At 37.9% G+C, this 23,585-nt stretch carries 19 protein-coding genes; 17 read left to right on the top strand and 2 right to left on the bottom strand.

The features are described from left to right. The first annotated feature begins 37 nt into the window (after positions 1-37). The 8 genes from G631_RS0100895 (at position 38) to G631_RS0100860 (ending at position 6,946) form a co-directional block, all read left to right on the top strand. On the top strand, positions 38-457 hold the full coding sequence (locus G631_RS0100895; protein ID WP_026487820.1) for a hypothetical protein: 420 nt from the start codon (positions 38-40) through the stop codon (positions 455-457). Between the two features lie 89 nt (positions 458-546). Next, a complete protein-coding gene (locus tag G631_RS17580) occupies positions 547-2,139 on the top strand; it encodes an HlyD family efflux transporter periplasmic adaptor subunit (protein ID WP_242829038.1) in 1,593 nt (530 codons plus the stop codon). A gap of 96 nt (positions 2,140-2,235) precedes the next feature. Next, complete coding sequence (locus G631_RS0100885) at positions 2,236-2,769, top strand: cell division protein SepF (RefSeq protein ID WP_026487819.1); 534 nt, start codon at positions 2,236-2,238, stop codon at positions 2,767-2,769. 95 nt (positions 2,770-2,864) lie between these two features. Next, positions 2,865-3,968, top strand: coding sequence for a 3-dehydroquinate synthase (gene aroB / locus G631_RS0100880; protein WP_026487818.1), 1,104 nt, complete (start codon positions 2,865-2,867; stop codon positions 3,966-3,968). A gap of 15 nt (positions 3,969-3,983) precedes the next feature. Continuing rightward, positions 3,984-4,523 carry a signal peptidase II gene (gene lspA / locus G631_RS0100875; protein ID WP_026487817.1) on the top strand — a complete coding sequence of 180 codons (540 nt, stop codon included), beginning with the start codon at positions 3,984-3,986 and terminating at the stop codon, positions 4,521-4,523. Next, positions 4,523-5,452, top strand: coding sequence for an RluA family pseudouridine synthase (locus G631_RS0100870; protein WP_026487816.1), 930 nt, complete (start codon positions 4,523-4,525; stop codon positions 5,450-5,452). Before lspA ends, G631_RS0100870 begins: the two co-directional genes overlap by 1 nt. Before the next feature lie 54 nt (positions 5,453-5,506). Then, a complete protein-coding gene (locus G631_RS0100865; RefSeq protein WP_026487815.1) occupies positions 5,507-6,139 on the top strand; it encodes a cytidylate kinase-like family protein in 633 nt (210 codons plus the stop codon). A 225-nt stretch (positions 6,140-6,364) separates the two neighbouring features. Further along, a complete protein-coding gene (locus G631_RS0100860; protein ID WP_026487814.1) occupies positions 6,365-6,946 on the top strand; it encodes a DUF6033 family protein in 582 nt (193 codons plus the stop codon). A gap of 72 nt (positions 6,947-7,018) precedes the next feature. Here G631_RS0100860 and G631_RS0100855 read toward each other — a convergent pair whose 3' ends face one another. Further along, positions 7,019-11,269 (bottom strand): 2-hydroxyacyl-CoA dehydratase, encoded by a 4,251-nt coding sequence (locus tag G631_RS0100855; RefSeq protein ID WP_026487813.1) that lies wholly within the window; start codon positions 11,267-11,269, stop codon positions 7,019-7,021. A 206-nt stretch (positions 11,270-11,475) separates the two neighbouring features. Here G631_RS0100855 and G631_RS0100850 point away from each other — a divergent pair, with 206 nt between their 5' ends. Genes G631_RS0100850 through G631_RS0100835 form a run of 4 tightly spaced genes read left to right on the top strand, consistent with a single transcriptional unit; the run spans position 11,476 to position 15,783 of the window. Continuing rightward, positions 11,476-13,728, top strand: a complete 2,253-nt coding sequence (locus tag G631_RS0100850) for a transporter substrate-binding domain-containing protein (RefSeq protein WP_026487812.1) — start codon at positions 11,476-11,478, stop codon at positions 13,726-13,728. Then, complete coding sequence (locus G631_RS0100845) at positions 13,725-14,597, top strand: membrane protein (protein ID WP_026487811.1); 873 nt, start codon at positions 13,725-13,727, stop codon at positions 14,595-14,597. Before G631_RS0100850 ends, G631_RS0100845 begins: the two co-directional genes overlap by 4 nt. A gap of 8 nt (positions 14,598-14,605) precedes the next feature. Next, a complete protein-coding gene (locus G631_RS0100840; protein ID WP_035789078.1) occupies positions 14,606-15,370 on the top strand; it encodes a sigma factor in 765 nt (254 codons plus the stop codon). After that, positions 15,367-15,783, top strand: a complete 417-nt coding sequence (locus tag G631_RS0100835) for a hypothetical protein (RefSeq protein WP_026487809.1) — start codon at positions 15,367-15,369, stop codon at positions 15,781-15,783. The genes G631_RS0100840 and G631_RS0100835 overlap by 4 nt, the downstream gene beginning before the upstream one ends. 116 nt (positions 15,784-15,899) lie before the next feature. Here the strand turns inward: G631_RS0100835 and rpmB are convergent, their stop codons facing one another. Next, a complete protein-coding gene (rpmB, locus tag G631_RS0100830; protein ID WP_026487808.1) occupies positions 15,900-16,085 on the bottom strand; it encodes a 50S ribosomal protein L28 in 186 nt (61 codons plus the stop codon). Between the two features lie 220 nt (positions 16,086-16,305). Between rpmB and G631_RS0100825 the strand changes: the two genes are divergently transcribed. From G631_RS0100825 to G631_RS0100805, 5 genes are all read left to right on the top strand, one after another. Then, positions 16,306-16,668, top strand: coding sequence for an Asp23/Gls24 family envelope stress response protein (locus tag G631_RS0100825; RefSeq protein WP_026487807.1), 363 nt, complete (start codon positions 16,306-16,308; stop codon positions 16,666-16,668). Positions 16,669-16,698: 30 nt separating this feature from the next. After that, positions 16,699-18,474, top strand: a complete 1,776-nt coding sequence (locus G631_RS0100820; protein WP_026487806.1) for a DAK2 domain-containing protein — start codon at positions 16,699-16,701, stop codon at positions 18,472-18,474. Positions 18,475-18,569: 95 nt separating this feature from the next. Beyond that, positions 18,570-20,639, top strand: a complete 2,070-nt coding sequence (gene recG / locus G631_RS0100815; protein ID WP_026487805.1) for an ATP-dependent DNA helicase RecG — start codon at positions 18,570-18,572, stop codon at positions 20,637-20,639. Positions 20,640-20,707: 68 nt separating this feature from the next. Then, a complete protein-coding gene (locus tag G631_RS0100810) occupies positions 20,708-21,577 on the top strand; it encodes a DegV family protein (protein ID WP_026487804.1) in 870 nt (289 codons plus the stop codon). A 50-nt stretch (positions 21,578-21,627) separates the two neighbouring features. Next, positions 21,628-23,550: a DNA gyrase/topoisomerase IV subunit B gene (locus G631_RS0100805; protein ID WP_026487803.1), complete on the top strand. Its 1,923-nt coding sequence runs from the start codon at positions 21,628-21,630 to the stop codon at positions 23,548-23,550. Positions 23,551-23,585 lie beyond the last annotated feature (35 nt).

Genomic DNA, 23,585 nt, shown 5'->3' with positions numbered 1-23,585 from the left:
TACATCAATAAATTCTTGCTTGCAGGAGGGTATGCCGATGGTTCAGTTAATTGTTGGGAAAAAGGGTAAAGGAAAGACCAAATGCTTATTGGACAAGGTAAATACCGAGGTGCAGAACGTACTCGGAAGTATTGCCTTTCTTGATAAGAACACTAAGCACATGTATGAGCTTAACAACAAGATCCGTTTAATAGTAGTATCAGATTTTATGATCTCAAATGCCGATGAGTTTATCGGTTTCGTCAGTGGTATTATTTCTCAAGACCATGATCTCCAGCAGATGTATTTTGATAGTTTTTTAAAGATTGCTTGCCTTGAAGGTGAGGATATTTCTGAAACTATCGACAAATTGGAAAAGCTCTCTGAGAAGTTCAATATTGATTTTGTTCTGAGCCTTTCAATGGATGAGGAAGAGGTTCCAGAATCCGTAAGATCAAAGATTGTTATTTCACTTTGATTATTTTCTGTTATAGCGAGTATTGTGATAAGCCGCGGAATACCGCGGCTTATCTTTTGAAAAGTATTTTTGGAATGGGGAAATAGGATTTGGCAAAGGGACGAAAAGTCACAAAATATCCTAGAAATCTTAATAACATAAATATTGGTGTAGTTATATTTGGTTTTATACTTATTTACGTTATTATCAGTGTTATCACATATTTTCGTAAGGATCATATTGTCGGTTATGAGGTCAAAGAGGGGGCGCTTTCTACCAATAATATTTATGATGCTGTGGCGCTTAGGCAGGAGACTATTGTAGAGAGTGATACAGCTGGCTATGTCAACTATTTCGCGGCTGAGGGAGCTCGTGTGGCTTATGGTAATCTTGTATATACGGTTGATGAGTCTGGCCAGCTTCTAGAATTCCTTAAATCTCAGGGTTCTGATGATGTTAATTTAAGTGATGAAGATCTATCTGAGCTACGTTCTCAGATTGTTGACTATATGTCCTCTTTTGACAAAGAGGAGTTCTATACTGTATATGACTTCAAGATAGGTCTTGATGGTACTGTACAAAAGCTTTCCAATAACTCAATACTAAATAACATCAATTCGCTTAATTCTAATAGTGCCGCATTGGCCGCCATAAATTATAAATATGCGACAGGGACAGGAATAGTAGTATATTCTACAGATGGATTTGAGGATAGAAATCCTTCTGATCTTACTGTAGATATGTTTGATCTTAATAATTATTCCAAAAATCAGCTTATAAACAACACTCTTGTAAAAGCTGGAGATCCAGTATATAAGCTTTGTACCAGTGAAGACTGGTCTATTGTTATCCATGAAAGCGATCCTGACAAGGTTCAGGAACTTTTGGATCTTGGCTATATCAAGGTTCGATTTCTTAAAAACCAAAATGAATCATGGGGTAAGGTATCAAGCGTAACTAATGCTAATGGAGATACTTTTCTGGTCCTTAGTTTCTCCAATTCTATGATTACTTTTTGCAGAGACAGACTTCTATCTGTAGAGTTGATCACTGAAGATGAGACAGGGCTTAAGATTCCAAATTCATCTATTGTAAATAAGAGTTTCTTCCTGATTCCTAAAGAGTATATTATAAAGAATAATGATAATACCACAGGAGTTCTGCGTGACAAATATGACGAGCAAGGCAATGAAACGACTGAATTTGTATCTTTATCTCTTTATAATGAGAATGATACTGAATACTACGCTGATATGTCTACGCTTAGATCTGGAGATGTACTGATCAAGCCTGATTCTAATGACAGATTTGCTGTGGGCAAACAGGATACTCTTGTAGGAGTTTATAATATTAACAAGGGATATGCAGACTTCAGGCAGATTCGTATCTTATATCAAAATGATGAATATTCTATTGTAAGATCCAATACCATGTATGGTCTTAGTGTTTATGATTATATTGTGCTAGATGCAGCTGCCGTAAACGAAGATGGAGCAAGTGCTGCTGGCAAGACTTCTGGTGGTACAGATGATAGTGTTCCAACAAGCGATAACTCCAGTAATCTAGGTGCAGAAGAGGGCTCTTTAGGCGATTCATCAGCTGAAGGTAGCTCACAAGAGAGTACTTCTGATAGCTCATCAGAAAATGACAGTACGCAAGGATCTTCAGAAGAAACTTCTACTGAATCTTCATCTTCGGAATAGCTTGATTTTCGGGCTTATAAATTTGACAGATTCTGTAATATTACGTAAAATGATATTTAGTTTTGTTGGGAAAATAGTTGCGAGGAGTATAATAGCATGAGCGTAATGGATAAATTTTTAAAAGCAATTCAGCTAAATGGGGATGATGATAGCGGTTATTATGATGACTATGATGAGGGTTATGATAATACCACATCCAAGATTGAATCAATCAACAATTCCGCGCCAATTGGAAAAGATGATCCAAGTATAGAGATTTCTGAGGAGAAGATTAAAAAGGCATCTCCTAAGGTAGTACCTGCCCGTAGCAAGAAGAGCGTTTCTGGTGCAGGAATGGAAGTTTGCGTTATTAAGCCAACTTCTGTAGAGGATGCCAGAGAGATTACTGATACTCTCTTAGCAAATCGTACAGTTGTACTTAACCTTGAAGGTCTTGACGTTGACATTGCCCAGAGAATCATAGATTTTACTTCTGGCTCAACTTACGCTATAAGCGGAAATCTTCAGAAGATTTCCAGGTATATTTTTATTATTACACCAGCTTCTGTTGATATTTCAGGTGATTTCCAGTCTATGATCAATGGTGCTTTTGGTTCTGGCATTTCCGATGGACCTCAGCAGATAGACTGATCAGTTTGATATTATTAAGGCTGTTGACATGCCAGATACTCGTCAACAGCTTTTTCTATTTTTTTTATTTTATACTAAAACTTTGGAGACAAGATATGAGCGATACATTAGAAATAAACTACCAGGGCAAACCTCTTTATAATATAGTTTTTGAAGAATCATTTAGCAGACTATCTGAAGAGATTAAGAGAATTGGTTTTGAGGGAAGAAAGATTGCAGTTATAACAGATAGTAATGTAAAGTCCTTATATTTGGATGAAGTTTATGAAAATTTAAAGGGTAGCTTTGACAAGATTTTCAGTTTTGTTATTCCTGCAGGTGAAGAGAACAAGAATCTAAAAGAAATAGAGAAGATATATGAATTTCTGATTAAAAATAAATTCGACAGACATGATTTGTTATTAGCACTTGGTGGCGGTGTAGTTGGCGATATGGTAGGCTTTACAGCTGCTACATATCTTAGGGGTATTTCTTTTGTACAGGTTCCGACAACGCTACTAGCTCAAACAGATAGTAGTATTGGCGGCAAGACTGGTGTAGACTTTAATGGTTATAAGAATATGATTGGTGCATTCCATATGCCAGCTCTTGTTTATACAAATATTTCTACTCTTAATTCCTTATCTGGAAGGCAGTTTGCATCTGGTTTTGCTGAAGTTATGAAGCATGGACTTATCAAGGATGCTTCATTCTATACCTGGCTTTTAGAGAACATGTATGAAATTTCAGACAAGGATCCTGAGATTTTGCTTTCTATGATAAAGAGAAGCTGCGAGATCAAAAAAGCTGTCGTTGAAAAGGACCCAACAGAAAAGGGAGAAAGAGCACTTCTTAATTTCGGGCACACCTTAGGCCATGCTATTGAAAAGGCCAAGGATTTTTCTTTGTTCCATGGTGAATGTGTTGCTCTTGGCGCCGTAGCTGCAGCTTTTATATCCTGGAAAAAGGAATATATATCTATGGAAGAGTATTATGAAATCAGGGATATGTTTGTTCCTTTTGATCTTCCCATTTCTGTAGAGGATCTGGATGTAGATACTGTTATAAGCCTTACTAAAAATGATAAAAAAGCTGATAGCAACAAGATAAAGTTTGTTCTTCTCAAGGGTATTGGTAAAGCTTTTATATCTACGGATGTCACAGAAGATGACATGAGAAAAGCTCTTGAAGAAATCATTTATATAGAAAATAACGACTAAGAAGGAACCAATTTCATGAATACACTTACAAAGAAAAAGAAAATATTTCTTGCAGTAGATTTTTGTCTGATCATTTTTTTAGTATTTCTTGATCAGTTTACCAAGTATCTTGCTGTTGTTCATTTGCAAGATAAGCCTGCTTTTAAGATTATTAATGGTGTTTTAGAACTTAACTTTTTAAAGAACTCTGGAGCTGCTTTTGGTATGCTTCAGAATCAGAAAGTCTTTTTCGTTCTTGTGGCTGTACTTATTCTTCTCATCATAGCTTATGTATTATTCAGACTTCCAGATGATAAGAAGTACAATATAATGCATTTTCTTCTTGTATTTATAGCAAGTGGAGCAGCAGGTAATATGATTGACAGGGTCAAAAATGACTATGTTGTTGATTTTATCTATTTTGTATTAATTAACTTCCCAATCTTTAATGTGGCTGATATATATGTTACTGTAGCCACTTTTGTGTTTATCATCTTGTTTTTGTTTTATTATAAAGAGAGCGATTTTAATTTCTTAAGCTTTAGACAGCAAAAGAAATTCAGGGAATTTAAGTAATGGAACAAAAAAGCGATTTTTTTGAAGTTACAGTTACAGATGAATATGATGGGATGAGGATTGACAAGCTTATTAGTGAGTTAATTGATTCTTTATCCAGAACCTATATTAAAAAGCTTATTGATGACAAAAAAGTTTTTTGTAATGGTAAAGCTGTTAAGGCTTCTCTCCATGTTTCTGATGGTGATGAGATCAAAATGGAAATACCTCCTGTTGAGATTCCAGAAATCCTTCCTCAGGATATTCCGCTTGATATCATTTACGAGGACGATGATGTGGTTGTCGTAAATAAGCCCAAAGATATGGTTGTTCATCCAGCGGCTGGCCATTACAAGGATACTCTTGTAAACGCCATCATGTTTCATTGCAAGGACAATCTTTCTGGAATAAATGGTGTTATGAGGCCAGGTATTGTACATAGGATTGACAAAGATACAACTGGTTCTGTCATTATTTGTAAAAATGATAACTCTCACAAGGTAATAGCTGATCAACTAAAAGAACATTCCATAAACAGAGTTTATCATGCTATATGCTACGGTATTCTCAAAGACGATGAGGGAGATATTACTGCACCTATTGGCAGAAGTCCTCAGGACAGAAAGAAGATGGCTGTTGTTCCAAATGGCAAATTTGCATCGACCCATTATAGAGTTTTAAAGCGTTTTGAGGAGGATGGTTTTACATACATAGAATGTAAATTGCAGACTGGACGAACTCATCAGATCAGAGTTCATATGTCATATATAGGTCATCCGCTACTTGGAGATGAAGTTTATGCTGGTGGCAGACACTCTAAATTTAAGACACAAGGACAGTGCCTTCACGCTAAGACACTAGGTTTTATACATCCTGTTACTAGAGAGTATATAGAAACCGATGCGCCTCTTCCAGAGTACTTTAATCATTTGCTAGATGTGCTTAAATAGGGTAGAATAAAACAAAAGACAGCTTTATGTTTCACACACATAGGGGGATACAGTATGAATACTATTATTACTATTGGTAGACAGTTTGGTTCTGGTGGAAGAGAGATAGGCGAGATGCTTGCTAAGCAGTATGGCATCAAGTGCTATGACAAGGAACTTCTTAGCAGAGCAGCCAAGGAGAGCGGATTCTGTGAGGAAATGATTCAGAATCACGATGAGAGACCTACAAATTCGTTTTTGTATAATCTTGTAATGGATACTTATTCCTTTGGCTATAATGCATCCAGTTTTGTTGATATGCCAATTAGTCATAAGGTGTTTCTTGCTCAATTTGATACTATCAAAAAGATTGCTGAGGAAGGTCCTTGCGTAATTGTAGGAAGATGCGCTGATTATGCTCTTTCAGATTTTGATAATGTCCTTAATATTTTTATACATGCTGATGAGGAATCCAAGATAAAGCGTATCAAGGAACGCTTTGCCGATGTTAAGTCTGACGAACAGGCAAGAGATATGATGAACAAGAAAGACAAGCAGCGTCAGAGCTATTACAACTATTATTCTTCCAAAAAATGGGGAAGAGCAGACAGTTACGATCTTTCTATTAATTCAAGTATCCTGGGAATTGAAGGTACAGTTAAATTTATCAGTCAGTATATTGAAGATTTTGAACAAAACAGGAAATAACATATTACGATTTATAATTATATTATTGAAATTTTGCTTCCAGATAACCTTGTTTATCTGGAAGTTTTTTTCGCTATGACAATTATTTAATAGATATTTTATTGTTATTTCGAAAGCATAATGTTAGGCTCAAATTAACCATAAGGAATAATAGGTTTTTTTATTCTTATTTTGATTTTGGGCTCGTAGAATGGATTCTGCGATGAGAATTCAAGGAGGAAACATATGGCTAATAACGTTAATGGTAACATTAATTCGTTACTACGTGGTATAGATAAACCGCAGGGTAACGTTGCCAGCAAGATCAGAGGGCCATCATCGAAAGCTTCAGATGATAAGAAAATCTCTTCACTTAATGCTAAGTTTGGCGAAAGCGCCAAGGTAGAGTTTTCTCCCGAAGTTGAGATGTATGGTAAAGTCGTAGATCTTTTGCAAAAGAAATACGACAATGCTGATGTCTTTGTAGCTGGTCCGCAGGATGATCTCTCTCAGATTGGCGGAGATCTTGAGTATAGCATTATTTTATCTGAAGATGAGTTAAAATTATTGTCTTCAGAAGATCCTAAAGATAAAAAGGAAAAAGATAATCTGTTATCCCAGATTGATGATGCTATGAATAAGATCACGGACTTTAGTAAAAAGATAAGTGAAAATACAAATGAAGAAGATTCCATTTCGAATTTTGGAATTCGTATGGGCAAAGATGGAAAAATAGATTTCTTTGCTGAGATAAATGGAAAATCTTACGCTGATACATCAATGGATGCATTGGTTAAAAGTTTAGTATCTGACAAAACAGCAAACTGATCTGTCATAAAAATAAAAGGTTAAAAAACGAGTAGAAGACTAACAAAAAGCCTTCTACTCGTTTATTATTTTTTAAATGGCTTTCTTTGACTCATCAACCTTGCGCTGAGCAGTAGAAAGCATAAGCTTGATTCTATTTAGCTGGTTAACTTCAGAAGCACCTGGATCATAGTCAATGGCAACAATGTTACATCCTGGATATAAATGACGCATCTGTTTTATAACACCCTTACCTACAACGTGGTTTGGAAGACATCCAAATGGCTGTGTACAAACAATATTATTTGCACCCTCCATTATAAGCTCAACCATTTCACCAGTCAGGAACCAACCTTCACCAGTCTGGTTACCTATTGAAACAATAGGCTCTGCATATTCTACAAGCTTGTAAATACTTGTTGGTGGATCAAAGTGCTTACTCTTTTCAAATGCTCTTGAGGCACCGCCACGAAGCTTTTCAATTGCCCAGATAGCAGCCTTCATAAGAGTAGCAGTCTTCCTTGAAGTTCCAAATTCCTCAGCCTTATAGATCTGGTTGTAGAAGCAATAGAGCATAAAGTCAATAAGATCAGGTACTACAGCCTCAGCGCCTTCAGCCTCCAACAGATCCACCAAATGATTATTAGCAGCTGGAGCAAACTTAACAAGAATCTCTCCAACGACGCCAACTCTTGGCTTAACTTCATCTGTGATTTCTATTTTATCGAAGTCTTCGATAATCTGTCTGCATAATCTCTGGAACTTGAAAAAGCTCATGTGTTTGGCTGTAACAAACTCTTTGACTACAGGAAGCCATTTTTCATGACAGGCATTAACAGAGCCTTTTACCTTTTCATAAGGACGCATTCTATATACGCACCTCATAAAGATATCACCAAATACTGCGCCATAAGCTGCTCTCTGAAGCATCTCAAAGTTGATATGAAATCCTGGATTTGATTCGAGCTTGGAGAGATTAAGTGAAACAACTGGAATCTGCTCCATACCTGCCTTTTTAAGTGCTCTTCTAATAAATCCTACATAGTTAGTAGCTCGGCATCCGCCTCCTGTCTGAGACATAATGACAGCTGTTCTGTTAAGGTCATATTTACCAGAATGAAGTTCATCCATTATCTGTCCAACAACCCAAAGAGAAGGATAGCAGGCATCATTATTTACATATTTAAGTCCCATGTCTATAGCATGTCTGTTGTCATTTTGCATTACTACGAAGTTGTAACCACAGGCAGCAAAGGCAGGCTCTAAAATGTCAAAATGAATAGGAGACATCTGTGGGCATAAAAGAGTGTAATTCTTTCGCATATCCTCAGTAAATAAAACTCTATGGTTAGAGCAGTCATTTACAGTCCTCTTTTTATTCTTTTGTTTACGGACTCTAATAGCAGCAAGAAGTGAACGAACTCGTATTCTTGCGCTTCCAAGGTTATTTACTTCATCAATCTTTAGGCATGTATAGATCTTATCCGAGCCTGAAAGAATATCATTAACCTGATCTGTTGTTACTGCATCAAGGCCGCATCCGAAGGAGTTTAGCTGAATAAGATCCAGGTCATCTCGTGTACGAACATAGCTTGCAGCAGCATATAATCTAGAATGATACATCCACTGGTCAGACACTATAAGTGGTCTCTCAGGAGTTCCAAGATGAGATATGCTGTCCTCCGTAAGTACTGCAACACCATAGGAACAGATCATATCTGGAATTCCATGATTTATTTCAGGATCAACATGGTAAGGACGCCCTGCAAGGACAATACCGTGACGGCCATTTTCTTCAATCCATTTAAGAGTTTCTTCACCCTTATCCTGAACATCTTTTCTGGCCTTGGCCATTTCTTTCCATCCCTCGCTTGCTGCGGCTACGATCTCCTCAGCAGGGATTTCTTTAAACTCTTTAACCAGAGCGCTTGTAGCTGTTTCAAGAGAAGTGAAAGCCATAAATGGATTTCTAAGTCTTACACTTCCATTAGTAATAGCTTCAACATTATTCTTTATGTTCTCAGAGTAAGAAGTAACGATAGGGCAGTTATAATGGTTAGTTGCGCCTTCTACTTCCTCACGCTCATAGAAAAGCCCAGGGTAGAAGATAAAATCAACCTTCTGTTTAATAAGCCATTCAATATGGCCATGGCTTAGCTTGGCTGGATAGCACTCTGATTCACTAGGGATTGATTCAATACCAAGCTCATAAATCTGATGAGTTGATCTTGGTGATAGTACAACCCTATAGCCTAGTTTAGTAAAGAAAGTAAACCAGAAAGGATAGTTCTCGTAGAAATTAAGAACTCTTGGAATACCTACAGTGCCTCGTGTAGCCTTGTCTGCTGTAAGAGGCTCATAACCAAATATTCTCTTATATTTATAATCAAACAGGTTAGGAATTCCCTCGGCATTTTTTACCTTGCCAATTCCTCTTTCACAACGGTTTCCTGAGATATGCTGACGGCCGCCAGTGAACTTATTGACAGTGAGCCTACAGTGGTTAGTACAGCCCTGGCAGGTTGTCATGCTGGTAGTATACTCAAGACCATTTATCTGATCGATAGAAAGCATAGTTGTCTTGTAATCAGTAGTTTCGTTATATCTGTCCCTGGCAATAAGAGCTGCTCCAAATGCACCCATGATACCAGCGATATCAGGACGTATAGCTTCAGCCCCTGAAATAATCTCAAAAGCGCGAAGAACAGCATCATTATAGAATGTTCCACCCTGAACAACGATATGCTCGCCAAGATCCTTAGCATCAGAAACTTTAATAACCTTAAAGAGGGCGTTCTTGATAACTGAGTACGCGAGACCTGAGGAAATATCTGCGACATCAGCGCCTTCCTTCTGAGCCTGCTTGACCCTGGAATTCATAAATACAGTACATCTTGTTCCAAGATCCACAGGAGACTTGGCATACAGAGCAACCTTAGCAAAATCCTGAACACTATAGTCCAATGATTTGGCAAAGGTTTCTATGAAAGAACCACATCCTGAGGAACATGCCTCGTTTAGCTGAACTGAATCTACAGACTGATTCTTGATATGGATACATTTCATATCCTGACCACCGATATCAAGTATGCAGTCAACCTCAGGATCAAAGAAAGCTGCCGCATTATAATGAGCGATAGTTTCAACTTCTCCGTCGTCTAATAAAAGAGCTGATTTAAGAAGCGCCTCACCATAGCCAGTAGAACAAGATCTTGCAATTTCTACCCCCTTAGGCATAAGCTTGTATATTTCCTGAATAGAAGAAATAGCTGTTTTAAGAGGACTTCCATTGTTACTGGAATAAAAAGAGTAGAGCAGATCTCCATCCTCACTAATGAGGGCACACTTTGTCGTAGTAGAACCTGCATCAATACCAAGGAATGCCTTGCCTTGATATGAGTCAAGTTTCCTTGTCTTTACCTTGTACTGATCCTGCCTGTTTCTGAAAGCCTTGTACTCATCTTCATTTCGAAACAGAGGATCAAGTCTTGAAACCTCAGCATCCATAACTATCTTATGAGAAAGCTTGCCCACCATTTCATCCATTGTATAGGATGTTTCTTCTTTTGCATTGAGGGCTGAGCCTATAGCTGCAAAAAGATGAGAATTATCAGTATCAATAGTATGTTCGTCATCGAGTTTTAAAGTACGGATAAAAGAAGCCTTCAGCTGATCCAGGAAGTGAAGAGGGCCGCCTAGAAATGCAACATGTCCTCTTATTGGCTTACCACAAGCAAGGCCAGATATAGTCTGGTTTACAACAGCCTGGAAAATAGAAGCTGCCAGGTCTTCCTTGGTGGCACCTTCGTTAATAAGTGGCTGAATATCAGACTTAGCAAATACGCCGCATCTTGCTGCAATTGTATATAATGATTTGTAATTTTTGGCATATTCATTAAGACCAGAGGCGTCTGTCTGCAGAAGAGCAGCCATCTGGTCAATAAAAGAACCCGTACCACCGGCACAGATACCATTCATTCGTTGTTCAACATTACCATCTTCAAAATAAATGATCTTGGCATCCTCACCACCAAGCTCAATAGCAACGTCTGTCTTGGGTGCAAGTTCTTTAAGAGAAGTAGAAACAGCTATAACCTCCTGCACAAAAGGAACTTCCAGGTGCTTGGCAAGAGTAAGACCACCTGAACCAGTGATAACAGGATGCAAAATAACATTTCCGCTGACAGCTCTAGCTTCTACAAGAAGATCTGAAAGAGTTTCCTGAATGTTAGCAAAATGCCTCTTGTAATCTGAAAAAACTATATTGTGCTCAGAATCTAAAAGGGCTATTTTAACAGTGGTTGAACCAATATCTATACCTAATGTGTAATCTTTGGATATCATTGAAAAAATCACCTCATGTCTATTAAATGTAAGTCTTTCTTCTAATTAAATGTATAAAAGACAATCTCTATGATTATAATGCACAGATTGTGAAAAATCAATTGATGGAAGTTGCACAAAAAATACGATGTGTCTAAAACTTTATAGAAAATTTCTTGACATTTTATGATATCATTGTCTTATGAAATATTGAGGGGTGTATAGTAATGTTCAAAAAAATCACAAGAAGATTCTTTCTATTTTTCTTGATAATTATTCTCAGTTCTTTATGCATACCAGTCAGATCTTATGCTGCATCAGAATCCAAAATCATAAAAGTTGGATATTATGAAAATGAAGTGTTTGAAGAAGGTGCTTCAGATGACAGCATTAAAGCTGGCTATGCTTATGAATATTATCGTAAGTTATCTGAGTTTACTGGATGGAAATATGAATATATCTATGGGGATTTTGTAGATATATATAATATGCTTCTTGATGGTGAAGTCGACATGGTAGCCGGCCTTGCATTCCTTGAGGAAAGAGAAGATATGATCCTTTATCCCGACAGGCCTATGGGAACAGAAAGCTATAGCCTTGTCAAGCATGAGGATGATGATACTATTTCAACTCATCTTACTTCTCTTAATGGCAAGAAAATCGGAGTCCTTGATAGTGCCATAAAGAACAAACTTATAGATTTTCTTTCAGAAAAAAAGATAAACTCCAACATCATTACCTATACTAGTTATGATGCTCTTTTTGCTGCCTTTGATAAAAAAGATATAGATGTAATGGCCGCTGAAACAGATGGTACAAATTCAAGAACTCACGCTGAAATTCTTTCATCTTTTGGATCATCAGATTATTACTTGTGTGTTTCTAAGAATAATCCCAAGCTGTTAAAAGAATTAAATGCAGCTCAGGAGCAGTTGTATTATGAAGATCCAAATTACATTAGCCTTTTACGCAATAAGTACTATGCATCAAGTCTTACTAGCAGAGCCTTTTCGGAAGCTGAGAAAGAATGGATTGCTGAAAATACTGAGTTAAGTGTAGGCTATCTTGAGAATTATCTTCCATATAGTGACACTGATAAAGATGGCAATGTAACAGGTTTCGTAAAAGATCTTGTGCCTGAGATTTTCAAGAACTTAAGCCTTGATTCAGTAAAAGTGAGTTATCAGGGGTATCAGGACTATGATGATCTGACAGAAGCTCTTTCTAAAGGCGAGATTGATGTTGCATTTCCTGTTGGTGGAGGTCTGTTCTATTCTGAAGAAGATGGTTTGTATTTGACTAGCGCTGTTACTTCAACTGCAGTTAACCTTATATATAGCGATGATTTTATCAGCGCTTCTAATGCTGATTTTGCCATAAACAGAAACAATAAAATGCAGTACTACTTTGTAAAAACGCATTATCCTGATTCAACAATAACCTATTTTGATTCTACAAAAGACTGTTTGACAGCGGTTTTAGATGGCAAAGTTAAATGTACAACATTAAATGGTCTTAGAACGAATACCCTGCTCAAAAACAGAGCTTATAGATTGTTGTCATTTAGACAGCTCCCATACACTGATGATAGATGCTTTGGCGTAAAAATCGGTAACGAGGGACTATTAAAGCTTCTAAACAGAGGAATGAGTGTTACCGGGCAGGAATTTTCTCTAAATCTTGCATATCAGTATTCTGAAGGCCTTGCAAAATATACTCTTGCTGACATGTTTTTTGATAACATATGGGCAATATTTGTATTTGCGCTTCTGATTCTGGCTGTTATTTTGTTCTTCTCACAAAAAGATCGTCATAAATCTTTAAAAGCAGTAAAGGAGAAGGAAAAAGCCCGTATTGAAATGGAAAAAGCCAACATTTCAAAGACTCTTTTCCTAAATAGATTATCAGAAGATATGCATAACTCTGTTGACAGTATCATTGATTATGCTAATATAGCAGGAAAAGACAAAAGTGGCAGAACGGATGAATATCTTGGTAAGATCAAGGACCTGAGCAGCCATCTGTTGTGGCTTATTGATGATGTCCATGATTTTAGTAGTGTAGAGAGTGGACATTACAATTCCAATGATCAGAACCTGAAGTTCAGACAGTTTATCCTGGATATAAAGGAAGCTACATCAGAAAACATAGAAGAAATTCTTTCTGCCTATGACTTTAGCGGTAATAGGACACTTATTGTTGATTCTATTACAAGTGTCAGGAATAATGTTGCAGCTCTTCTTAAAAAGACAGGCTTTGAGGTTCAAGTGGCCAACGATGGAACTGACGCAGTCAATAAGATAGTTGCTGCGCCTGCAGGATATTTCGATCTATTGATCATTGACATTCAGACACCTAATGTGGATGGATATGAGGCATCAAGACAGATACGTAACCTTGGAAATTCAGAAAAAGCAAGAATTCCTATAGTTGCTGTGTCTGGAGATGAATTTAAAAACATTAAAGAGGTAAATAAATGAACAAATTTATAAATAACCTGGAGAAAAAATTTGGAAAGTACGCAATTCCAAATCTAACTCTTTACCTGGTTGTTCTATATGCTATAGGATATGTACTTGAACTTGCACCAGCGCAGGTTAATATTATTAGTTTTCTTACATTAAATCCTGAAATGATATTGAGAGGCCAGATTTGGAGACTTGTTACCTGGCTTATAATTCCTCCTTCAAGGGTTAGCATTCTGGTCATTATCACGTTGCTTTTTTACTATTTTGTTGGATCCAATATGGAGAGAACGCTTGGGACCTTCAGATATAACCTATTTATCATATCTGGTGCGCTACTTATGATAATAGGTGCATTTTTGGCGTATTTCCTTAATGTAAGTATGTATGGCATAGAGTTTACACAAACATATATGCCAATTATTTCATTTACCTTTAGTAGCTATTACCTGCAGCAGATAGTGTTCCTGGCTTTTGCTATATTGTATCCGAATGTTCAGGTACTTCTTATGTTTCTTATACCAATCAAGGTCAAGTACCTTGGATATTTTTACGGAGCATTCCTTGCATATCAGTGTTTTATAGCGTTTATTCAACGTGACTACGCTGTATTTTTTGCAATTGGATCACAATTTATTAATTTGCTGTTGTTTTATGCTGCTCTTGGTAAGTTAAATAAATATAAACCTGGTGAGATGCACAGAAGATCTGAATTTCAGAAGAATGTTCGCATGGCGCCAAGGGGTGTGACAAGGCATAAATGCGCAGTTTGTGGCAGAACAGAAGTTACAAATCCAGATCTGGAATTTAGATTCTGCTCTAAATGTAATGGTAATTATGAGTATTGCCAGGAGCATCTATTTACACATCAGCATGTTAAATAAGGAGTATTATGGGTAACATTGACAATAAAGAAAAAGAGTTTGCAGAAATATTAAAGCTTGTAACAAGAACTGCAAGAGAAAATAAAAATGTAATATCAAAAGAACAGGTTGAATCAGCCTTTTCAGAGCTTGAGCTCGATGACAAGCAGATGGAGATGGTTTTTGAATATTTAAAAAGCCACAAGATCGGCATTGGCGAGGCTGTAGATACAGATGAATTTAATCTAACTGATGAGGAAAATAATTATCTAAATAGCTATCTAGATAGTCTTAAGGATCTTCCAGCATATACAGATGGAGAGAAAACAGCTATTAGTATGTCAGCAATTTCAGGAGATAAAGATGCTCAGAGAAAGCTTATTGAGTGCTATCTCCCTTTGGTAGTAGATGTAGCAAAAATGTACACCGAGCAGGGAGTTTATCTTGAAGATCTAATTGGTGAAGGTAACTTTGCCCTGACAAGAGGCGTAACTATGCTTGATGCAGTTGGCGAGCCAGAGGAAGTTGAAAGCTTTTTATACAAGCTTATGCTTGATGCGATGGAAGCAGCAGTAGAGAATAATCTTGCGGAAGATGCTGGAGAGCAGAAAGTTTTAAAACTTGTTCAGGAAGTAGCTGACAAGGCAAGCGAACTTGCTGAGGACCTACGAAGGAAAGTAACCGTCAAGGAACTCATGGATGAGACTGGATGGGATGAAGATAAAATTCGAAGCGCTATAAAATTTAGCGGAGATAATATCGAAGATCTTGATAGTGGAGAAAAAAAGAATTGAACAATATTGTCAATGAAAATGACTTTAAGTACTATATGCAGGATATAGAGAGATATTATTTTGGAGCACGCTATAATTATAACGAGCTTTTGAATAATGAGATGGTTCCTTTTAAATTTAAGACAATTATTTCTAAATATTTAAAGGATGATGTTGATCTTGATACTACTTTAGAGAGTCATTTCTTTTACTTAAACAAGGATAGTTTTGATTACAGAGTATTCAAACAGCTAAGGAGCAGGATAAGAGTTTCTGAATACAAAAACAATGTAGATGAGTCAAAGGGCTTTAAGGAAAAGGTCTACACAGTAGAGCAGCTTACAAAGATGAGTCCCGAAGAAAAACTTTCTAAAGGAATCATAATAAGAGAGCTTATAGTTTCAAAGCTTGCACTTTTTGCATTTTCTGTCTGAAGAAGATAGAAGATGCATTTTTTTTAATAAAATATGGCAACAAGCAATTTCTTATCCAATAAAAAAACCACCTGAATAATCAGGTGGTAATTTTTAATACTTAATTAACTAAACAATTAAGCTCTTTCAACTTTGTTTGATCTAAGGCAGCTTGCGCAAACGTGCATTCTCTTAGTAGAGCCATTAACCTTACAAGCAACGTGCTGAACGTTTGACTTCCAAACTCTATTAGATCTTCTATGAGAATGGCTTACGTTGTTTCCGAAATGAACGCCCTTGCCACAAATATCACATTTAGCCATTTTGACACCTCCTTATAAGCCATGTAATGTTTAAATCTAATCAATTTCATTGCGGTTTGCGTCCGCAACATTGATATATTAGCAGAAAGTAAATATAATTGCAAGTAAATCTTACAAAAAATATGGTTTATTTTTTATTAAACTGCTATTATAATACTATATGTATGCGATAAGATGGCTATTTAGGCTATCTTCTATAAACGCGTTAAGGAGGAAATATATGAAGGCTTCTGTAGTGAATACGCATATGGGAAATATTTCTATTGATAACGAAGTAATTGCCCAGTACGCAGGTGCTGTAGCAATGGAGTGTTTCGGCATTGTTGGTATGGCAAATGTTAATGTTAAGGATGGACTTGTTAGTCTTCTTAAACTGGACTCTATGACAAGAGGAATCAACGTAACTCTTGACGAGGGTGATAAACTTAGACTTGACTTCCATGTTATAGTTGCTTATGGTGTTAGTATTTCTGCTGTATCAGAAAATCTTATAGATACTGTTAAATATAAGGTAGAGGAATTTACGGGGCTTGAAATCGAGAAGATCAATATCTATATCGAAGGCGTCCGTGTAATTGACTAATTCGATTGCAAGTTCTAGGAGGAATTTATTTTGAGTAACAATTGTTTAGACGCTAAGATGCTGTCAAAGATGTTTTTGACTGGTGCCAAGAACCTTGAAGCCAAGAAGGAATGGATAAACGAGCTTAATGTTTTCCCAGTTCCAGATGGAGATACAGGTACCAACATGACAATGACAATCATGTCTGCAGCCAAGGAAGTAAGCTCCCTTGGAGAGAATGCTTCCATGGAAGCCATCTGTAAGGCTATTTCTTCTGGCTCACTTCGAGGGGCTAGAGGTAACTCAGGTGTTATTCTTTCACAGCTTCTTAGAGGATTTACCAAGGTTGTTAAGACCCACGATGAAATTGATGTAAAGATTCTTGCAGAAGCATTTGATAAAGCTGTAGAGACTGCCTACAAGGCAGTTATGAAACCCAAGGAAGGTACAATCCTTACCGTAGCCAAGGGTGCTAGCGAGAAAGCTAAAGAGCTCGCTGTAGAAGGTACAGAGGATATTGAATATTTCTGCAATGAAGTTATTAAATATGCAGATGAGGTTCTAGCCAAGACTCCTGATATGCTTCCTGTTCTAAAGCAGGCTGGCGTTGTTGATTCAGGCGGACAGGGTCTTATGCAGGTTCTCAAGGGAGCTCTTGATGGTTACCTCGGCAAAGAGATTGATCTTTCTATAACAGAAGAACAGGTAACACCTGGAGCCAGAACCAAGGCAGAGCCCAAGGAAGAGGATATTAAGTTTGGCTATTGTACAGAGTTTATAGTTCTTTTAAATAAGCCTTTAAATGTTAAGCAGGAGATTGATTTTAAGGGATTTCTTGAATCAATCGGTGACAGTATTGTTCTCGTTGCAGATGATGAAATCTGTAAGGTTCATGTTCACTCAAATGATCCTGGACTAGCTATTCAGAGAGCTCTTATGTATGGTCAGCTTTCAAACATGAAAATTGATAACATGAGAATGGAACATAGAGAAAAGCTTTTCCATGAAAATAGCGATGGGTCCTGGGCTGAAATCAAGACGGAAATCAACGGTGCTGCTGAAATGACTCCAACTTACTCCAAGGATGATGAGATTCCTCTTGGAAACAAGGTTAATATGGATAGCAAAGAGGAAAAGGCGCCTGCTGAGCCGCCTAAGGAGATTGGATTTGTTACTGTTTGCGCAGGAGCAGGCCTTGCTGATATCTTCAGAGGACTTGGCGTTGACTACGTAATAGAGGGTGGTCAGACCATGAACCCAAGTACTGCAGATATTTTAGATGCAGTTGAGAAGGTTAATGCTAAGACAGTTATCGTTCTTCCTAACAACAAGAATATTATTCTTGCTGCTAATCAGGCTGCAATCATGTCTGAAGATAATGCAGATGGAAAGAAGATTGTAGTCGTTCCATCCAAGACTGTTCCACAGGGAATAACAGCTATTATTAACTATGTACCTGAGACTCCTGTAGAGGAAGTTGTAGCTGCTATGACAGAATCACTTGGCACGGTTAATACAGGTGAGGTAACTTATGCTGTAAGAGATACTAAGATTGATGATGTTGAGATCAGACAGGGCGACTACATGGGTATTGGTGATGCAGGTATTCTTGCAGTTGGAGGAGAAATAGCTGATGTCACATTTGATATGCTTGATAAGATGATGTCTGAGGAGCTAGAACTCATCAGTATTTATTACGGAAGCGATGTAGATGAGAAAGATGCTGATGCTCTTAGAAGCAGAGTCTCTGAGAAGTTCCCTAATTGTGATGTAGAACTTCAGTATGGCGGACAGCCAATATATTACTACATAGTTTCAGCTGAATAATAAGAACATTTTTGCCGGGCTTTTTAGCCCGGCTTTTTCTTTATGCACAATACAATGTATAATAGTTTTATCTTTGATTTTAGGAAGGTGCCATTATGGGGAGTGGTTATTCTCAGGAACTAGTAATAAACTTAAAAGGAGTCGGGGAGAAGACATCTAAACTTTTTGAAAAATGTGGTGTAAGGACTGTTGGAGATCTTTTGTCCTACTATCCAAGAGCCTATGACGGTTTTCTTGCCCCTGTAAGAGCATGTGATGCCATTTCAGGCCAGGTTAACGCTGTAAAACTTACTATAATTGGCAGTATAGTGAAGCGTCGTGTCAGAAACCTCTCTATTATTGCTTTTGAAGCTGCTGATGAAACTGGCAGAATAAAGATGACCTATTTTAATGCTCCATATCTCGCTTCTTCTCTTAAAAGCGGAACAACTCACATATTTAGGGGCCTGGTTCAAAAGAAGGGCTCATTTTTAACTATGGATCAGCCCAAGATGTATAGCATAGAAGAGTATTCATCTCTAATTGGAAAGCTTCTTCCAAGATACCCTCTAGTAAAAGGACTGACTAATAATGCGGTTATGAAAGCAATGGAACAGGCCTTTCTAGGAGCTGAAGCCTCTAAAGAGTATATTCCAAGCGATATTCTGGACAGATTAGGGCTCATCGGGCTTTCAGAGGCTGTCAGAGGCATTCATTTTCCTGCAAATGAAAAAATGCTTGAAGATGCCAGAAGAAGGCTTGCATATAATGAATTTTTACTATTTGTGTTAAGACTAAGGCTCCTTAAGAAGAATTCTGAAGAATTGTCTAATTCTTTTCCTATGCTCGAAACATCAGAAACCAGACGTTTACTAGAAGTTTTACCATATAAATTAACAAGTGCTCAGCTGCAAGCCTGGGAGGATATACTTCATGATATTTCAGGGCCTTCTGTAATGAACAGGCTAATTCAGGGTGATGTGGGATCTGGTAAGACAATCCTGGCTTTCATGGCTCTTTTAACAGCTGCAGCAAATGGCTATCAGGCAGCCCTTATGGCTCCAACTGAAGTCCTGGCAGCCCAGCATTTTGAAAGTTTCAAAGAGCTAATTGATAAATACGATATAAAAACTTTAAAACCAGTTCTTTTGACAGGTGCACTTTCTGCCAAGGATAAAAGAGAAGCTCAGCGCCTTATAAGTCTTGGGGAAGTTAATTGCATTATCGGGACAAATGCACTTATACAGGATAAAGTGGATTATAAGAATCTGGCCCTTGTAGTCACCGATGAGCAGCATAGATTTGGAGTTAGGCAAAGAGAAGCTCTTGCAGGCAAAGGATTTAATACACATGTTCTTGCGATGAGCGCAACTCCAATACCAAGGACCCTGGCAATAATTCTTTATGGAGATCTGCACATATCCATAATTAATGAGCTTCCTGGCGGACGTCTCCCTATAAAAAACTGCGTTGTGGGAACCGACTACAGGCCAAAGGCTTATAAATTCATAAAGGATCAGGTAGAAGCCGGAAGACAGGCTTATGTCATCTGCCCTATGATAGAAGAAGGAGAACTAGATGGCGTCTGCAATGTAACTGATTATACCGAAATCCTGCGACAGAACTTGCCAGAGAGTATTCGCATAGAAATGCTTCATGGTAAGATGAAGCCAAGGGAAAAGGACGAGATAATGGAAGCCTTTGCAAGAAAGGATATTGATGTTCTTGTTTCAACCACAGTTATAGAGGTTGGAATAAATGTCCCTAATGCAACAGTAATGATGATCGAAAATGCTGAAAGGTACGGTTTATCTCAGCTGCATCAGTTAAGAGGAAGAGTTGGACGTGGAAAGCATCAGTCTTACTGCATTTTTCTAAATACCTCAGAAGGCGAAGATGCAAAAAAGCGTCTCGATATCATGAATAAGTCAAATGATGGATTCAAGATAGCAGAGGAAGATTTAAGACAGCGAGGGCCTGGCGACCTTTTTGGAGTTCGACAGAGCGGAGACCTTAATTTCAGGGTAGGGGATATCTATCATGACAGTGATCTGGTAAAAGAATCTGCCATGGACGCTGATAGAATTTTGTCCGAAGATCCAGATCTAAGTCTTCCACAATATCGTGTACTTAAAGAGACACTAGCCACAAAATCTGCAAATTTTATTGACTTTGCTACTTTATAAAAGTAAGATATCTTTAGTTGAATAAGAAAATAGGAGTATTATCGGCACAAGCCGGGACAGGGGAGAAAATGTCTAAGATAGCAGTTATAACTGATAGTAATAGCGGAATCACACAGTCTCAGGGTAAGGAACTTGGTATTTTTGTTGTTCCTATGCCATTTACAATTAACAACGAAGATTATTTTGAGGACATAAACCTGACTCAGGATGAGTTTTATAACAAGTTAGCAGAAGATGCTACTGTTTCTACAAGCCAGCCATCTCCAGATTCTCTTATGACTCTTTGGGATAAGGTTTTAGAGGAGTATGACCAGATAATTTATATTCCGATGAGTAGCGGCCTTTCTGGATCATGCCAGAGTGCTTTTATGATTGCATCTGAGGAATATGAAGGCAAGGTGTTTGTTGTAGACAATCAGCGAATATCTGTAACTCAGAGACAGTCAGCCTTAGATGCCAAGGAAATGGCAGAGGCCGGACTTTCTGCAGAAGAAATCGTTGAAAAGCTTATGGAGAATAAGTTTGAATCAAGCATATATATTATGCTTGATACTCTATATTACCTTAAAAAGGGTGGCAGGATCACGCCTGCAGCAGCAGCACTTGGTACACTGCTTCGTTTGAAGCCAGTTCTTCAGATTCAGGGCGAGAAGCTTGATGCTTTTGCCAAGGCAAGAACAAGTTCTCAGGGCAAGAATATCATGATAAATGCCATTAAGGCAGATATAGAGAACAGGTTTGGAGGCATGGAAGCCAAGGACTTCTGGATTTCCTGTGCCTATACCAAAGACTTAGAGTCTGCAAATGCCTGGAAGAAGGAGCTGGAAGATGCTTTTCCGGGATTTGATATAAATATGGATCCTCTTTCATTATCTGTTGCATGTCACATAGGACCTGGTGCACTGGCAGTAACAGTAACGAAAAAGGTTCATTTCTGATTTACAAATTATTATTTTAGAAAAAAGTTTTATTAAAGGGGTTTTATAGCATGGCATCATTTGAACAATATGACGCTTCCAGTATTACAGTACTAGAGGGGCTTGAAGCAGTTAGAAAGCGTCCTGGTATGTACATTGGAAGTGTTACCACTCGTGGACTTAACCATCTGGTTTATGAGATCGTTGATAACGCGGTGGACGAACATCTGGCAGGATTCTGCACAATTATCCATGTTACTCTTGAAGCTGATGGTTCAGCTACAGTTGAAGATAACGGAAGAGGTATCCCTGTTGGAATGCACGCAAAAGGCATTACTGCTGAGCGTGTAGTTCTTACTATGCTACATGCCGGCGGTAAATTTGATAATAATGCATATAAGACAAGTGGTGGACTTCATGGTGTAGGTTCATCAGTTGTTAACGCGCTTTCAACGAGAATGAGCGTTAGAATTAAAAAGGATGGCTTTATCTATGAGGATTCCTATGAGAGAGGAATTCCTACGACCAAGCTTGTTGATGGGCTTCTTACACCAGTTGGAACAACTAGGGAAACAGGAACATGCATAAATTTCCTGCCTGATGATACTATTTTTGAAAAGACCAGATTTAAAGAGGATGATATTAAATCAAGGCTTCATGAAACTGCTTATCTTAATCCTGAACTTACCATTATTTTTCAGGATAAGAGACCAGGCGTTGAGGAATATATAGAGTTCCACGAACCCGACGGTATCACTGGCTTTATCAAGGATATGAATAAGTCAAAAGAGTCTGTGCATGAGGTAGTTTCCTTTAGCGGTGAATCTGAAGGTGTAGAGGTTGAAGTTGCCTTTCAGTATGTCAATGAATTCCACGAAGAAGTCCTTGGCTTTTGTAATAACATCTACAATGCCGAAGGTGGTACACATCTAACCGGCTTTAAAACTATGTTTACTAATATCATCAACCAGTATGCAAGAGAACTCAATATCCTAAAGGATAAAGACAATAACTTTACAGGTACTGATGTTAGAAATGGTATGACTGCAGTTGTATCCATAAAACACCCTGATCCTAGATTTGAAGGTCAGACCAAGACTAAGCTTGACAATCAGGACGCTGCCAAGGTTGTTTCAAAGATAACTGGCGATGAGATGACAAGATTTTTTGATAGAAATCTTGAAGTCCTTAAGTCCATTATTGGCTGCGCTGAAAAAGCTGCCAAAATCAGGAAAACTGAAGAAAAAGCCAAGACCAACATGCTTACCAAGCAGAAATATTCCTTTGATTCTAATGGTAAGCTTGCAAACTGCATCAGCAAGGATGCTTCTAAATGCGAGATATTTATTGTAGAGGGAGATTCTGCCGGCGGCAGTGCCAAGATGGCAAGAGACAGGAATTTCCAGGCTATTCTTCCAATCAGAGGTAAGATCCTAAACGTTGAAAAGGCTAGTATCGATAAGGTTCTTGCCAATGCTGAGATCAAGACCATGATCAACGCCTTTGGCTGTGGCTTTTCAGAAGGCTATGGCAATGATTTCGATATTAATAAACTTCGATATGACAAGATAATTATCATGGCGGATGCCGACGTTGATGGTGAGCATATAGCAACGCTACTTCTTACCTTGTTTTATAGATTCATGCCTGAACTAATATTCCAGGGGCATGTTTATATTGCCATGCCGCCTCTTTACAAGGCTATTCCTGCAAGAGGTAAAGAAGAGTATCTATATGACGACTCAGCTCTTGCAAAATATAGAGCTACTCATAAGGGCAGCTTTACACTTCAGAGATATAAGGGTCTTGGTGAAATGGACCCTGAACAGCTGTGGGAGACAACTCTGGATCCAGAAAAGAGACTTTTAAAGGCAGTTGAGATTGAAGATGCCAAGATGGCTTCTCAGATGACTGAGCTTCTTATGGGTGTTGATGTACCTCCAAGACGAGAATTTATTCATCAGCATGCCACAGATGCTGAACTTGATATTTAACATGATATAGGTTAAGCATTTTGACTTTACATAGT

Source organism: Butyrivibrio sp. XBB1001, assembly GCF_000424505.1.
In the GTDB taxonomy this organism is placed as follows: domain Bacteria; phylum Bacillota; class Clostridia; order Lachnospirales; family Lachnospiraceae; genus Butyrivibrio.
The sequence above is the reverse complement of the archived record's forward strand: the minus strand, read 5'-3'. Positions and strand labels throughout refer to the sequence as shown.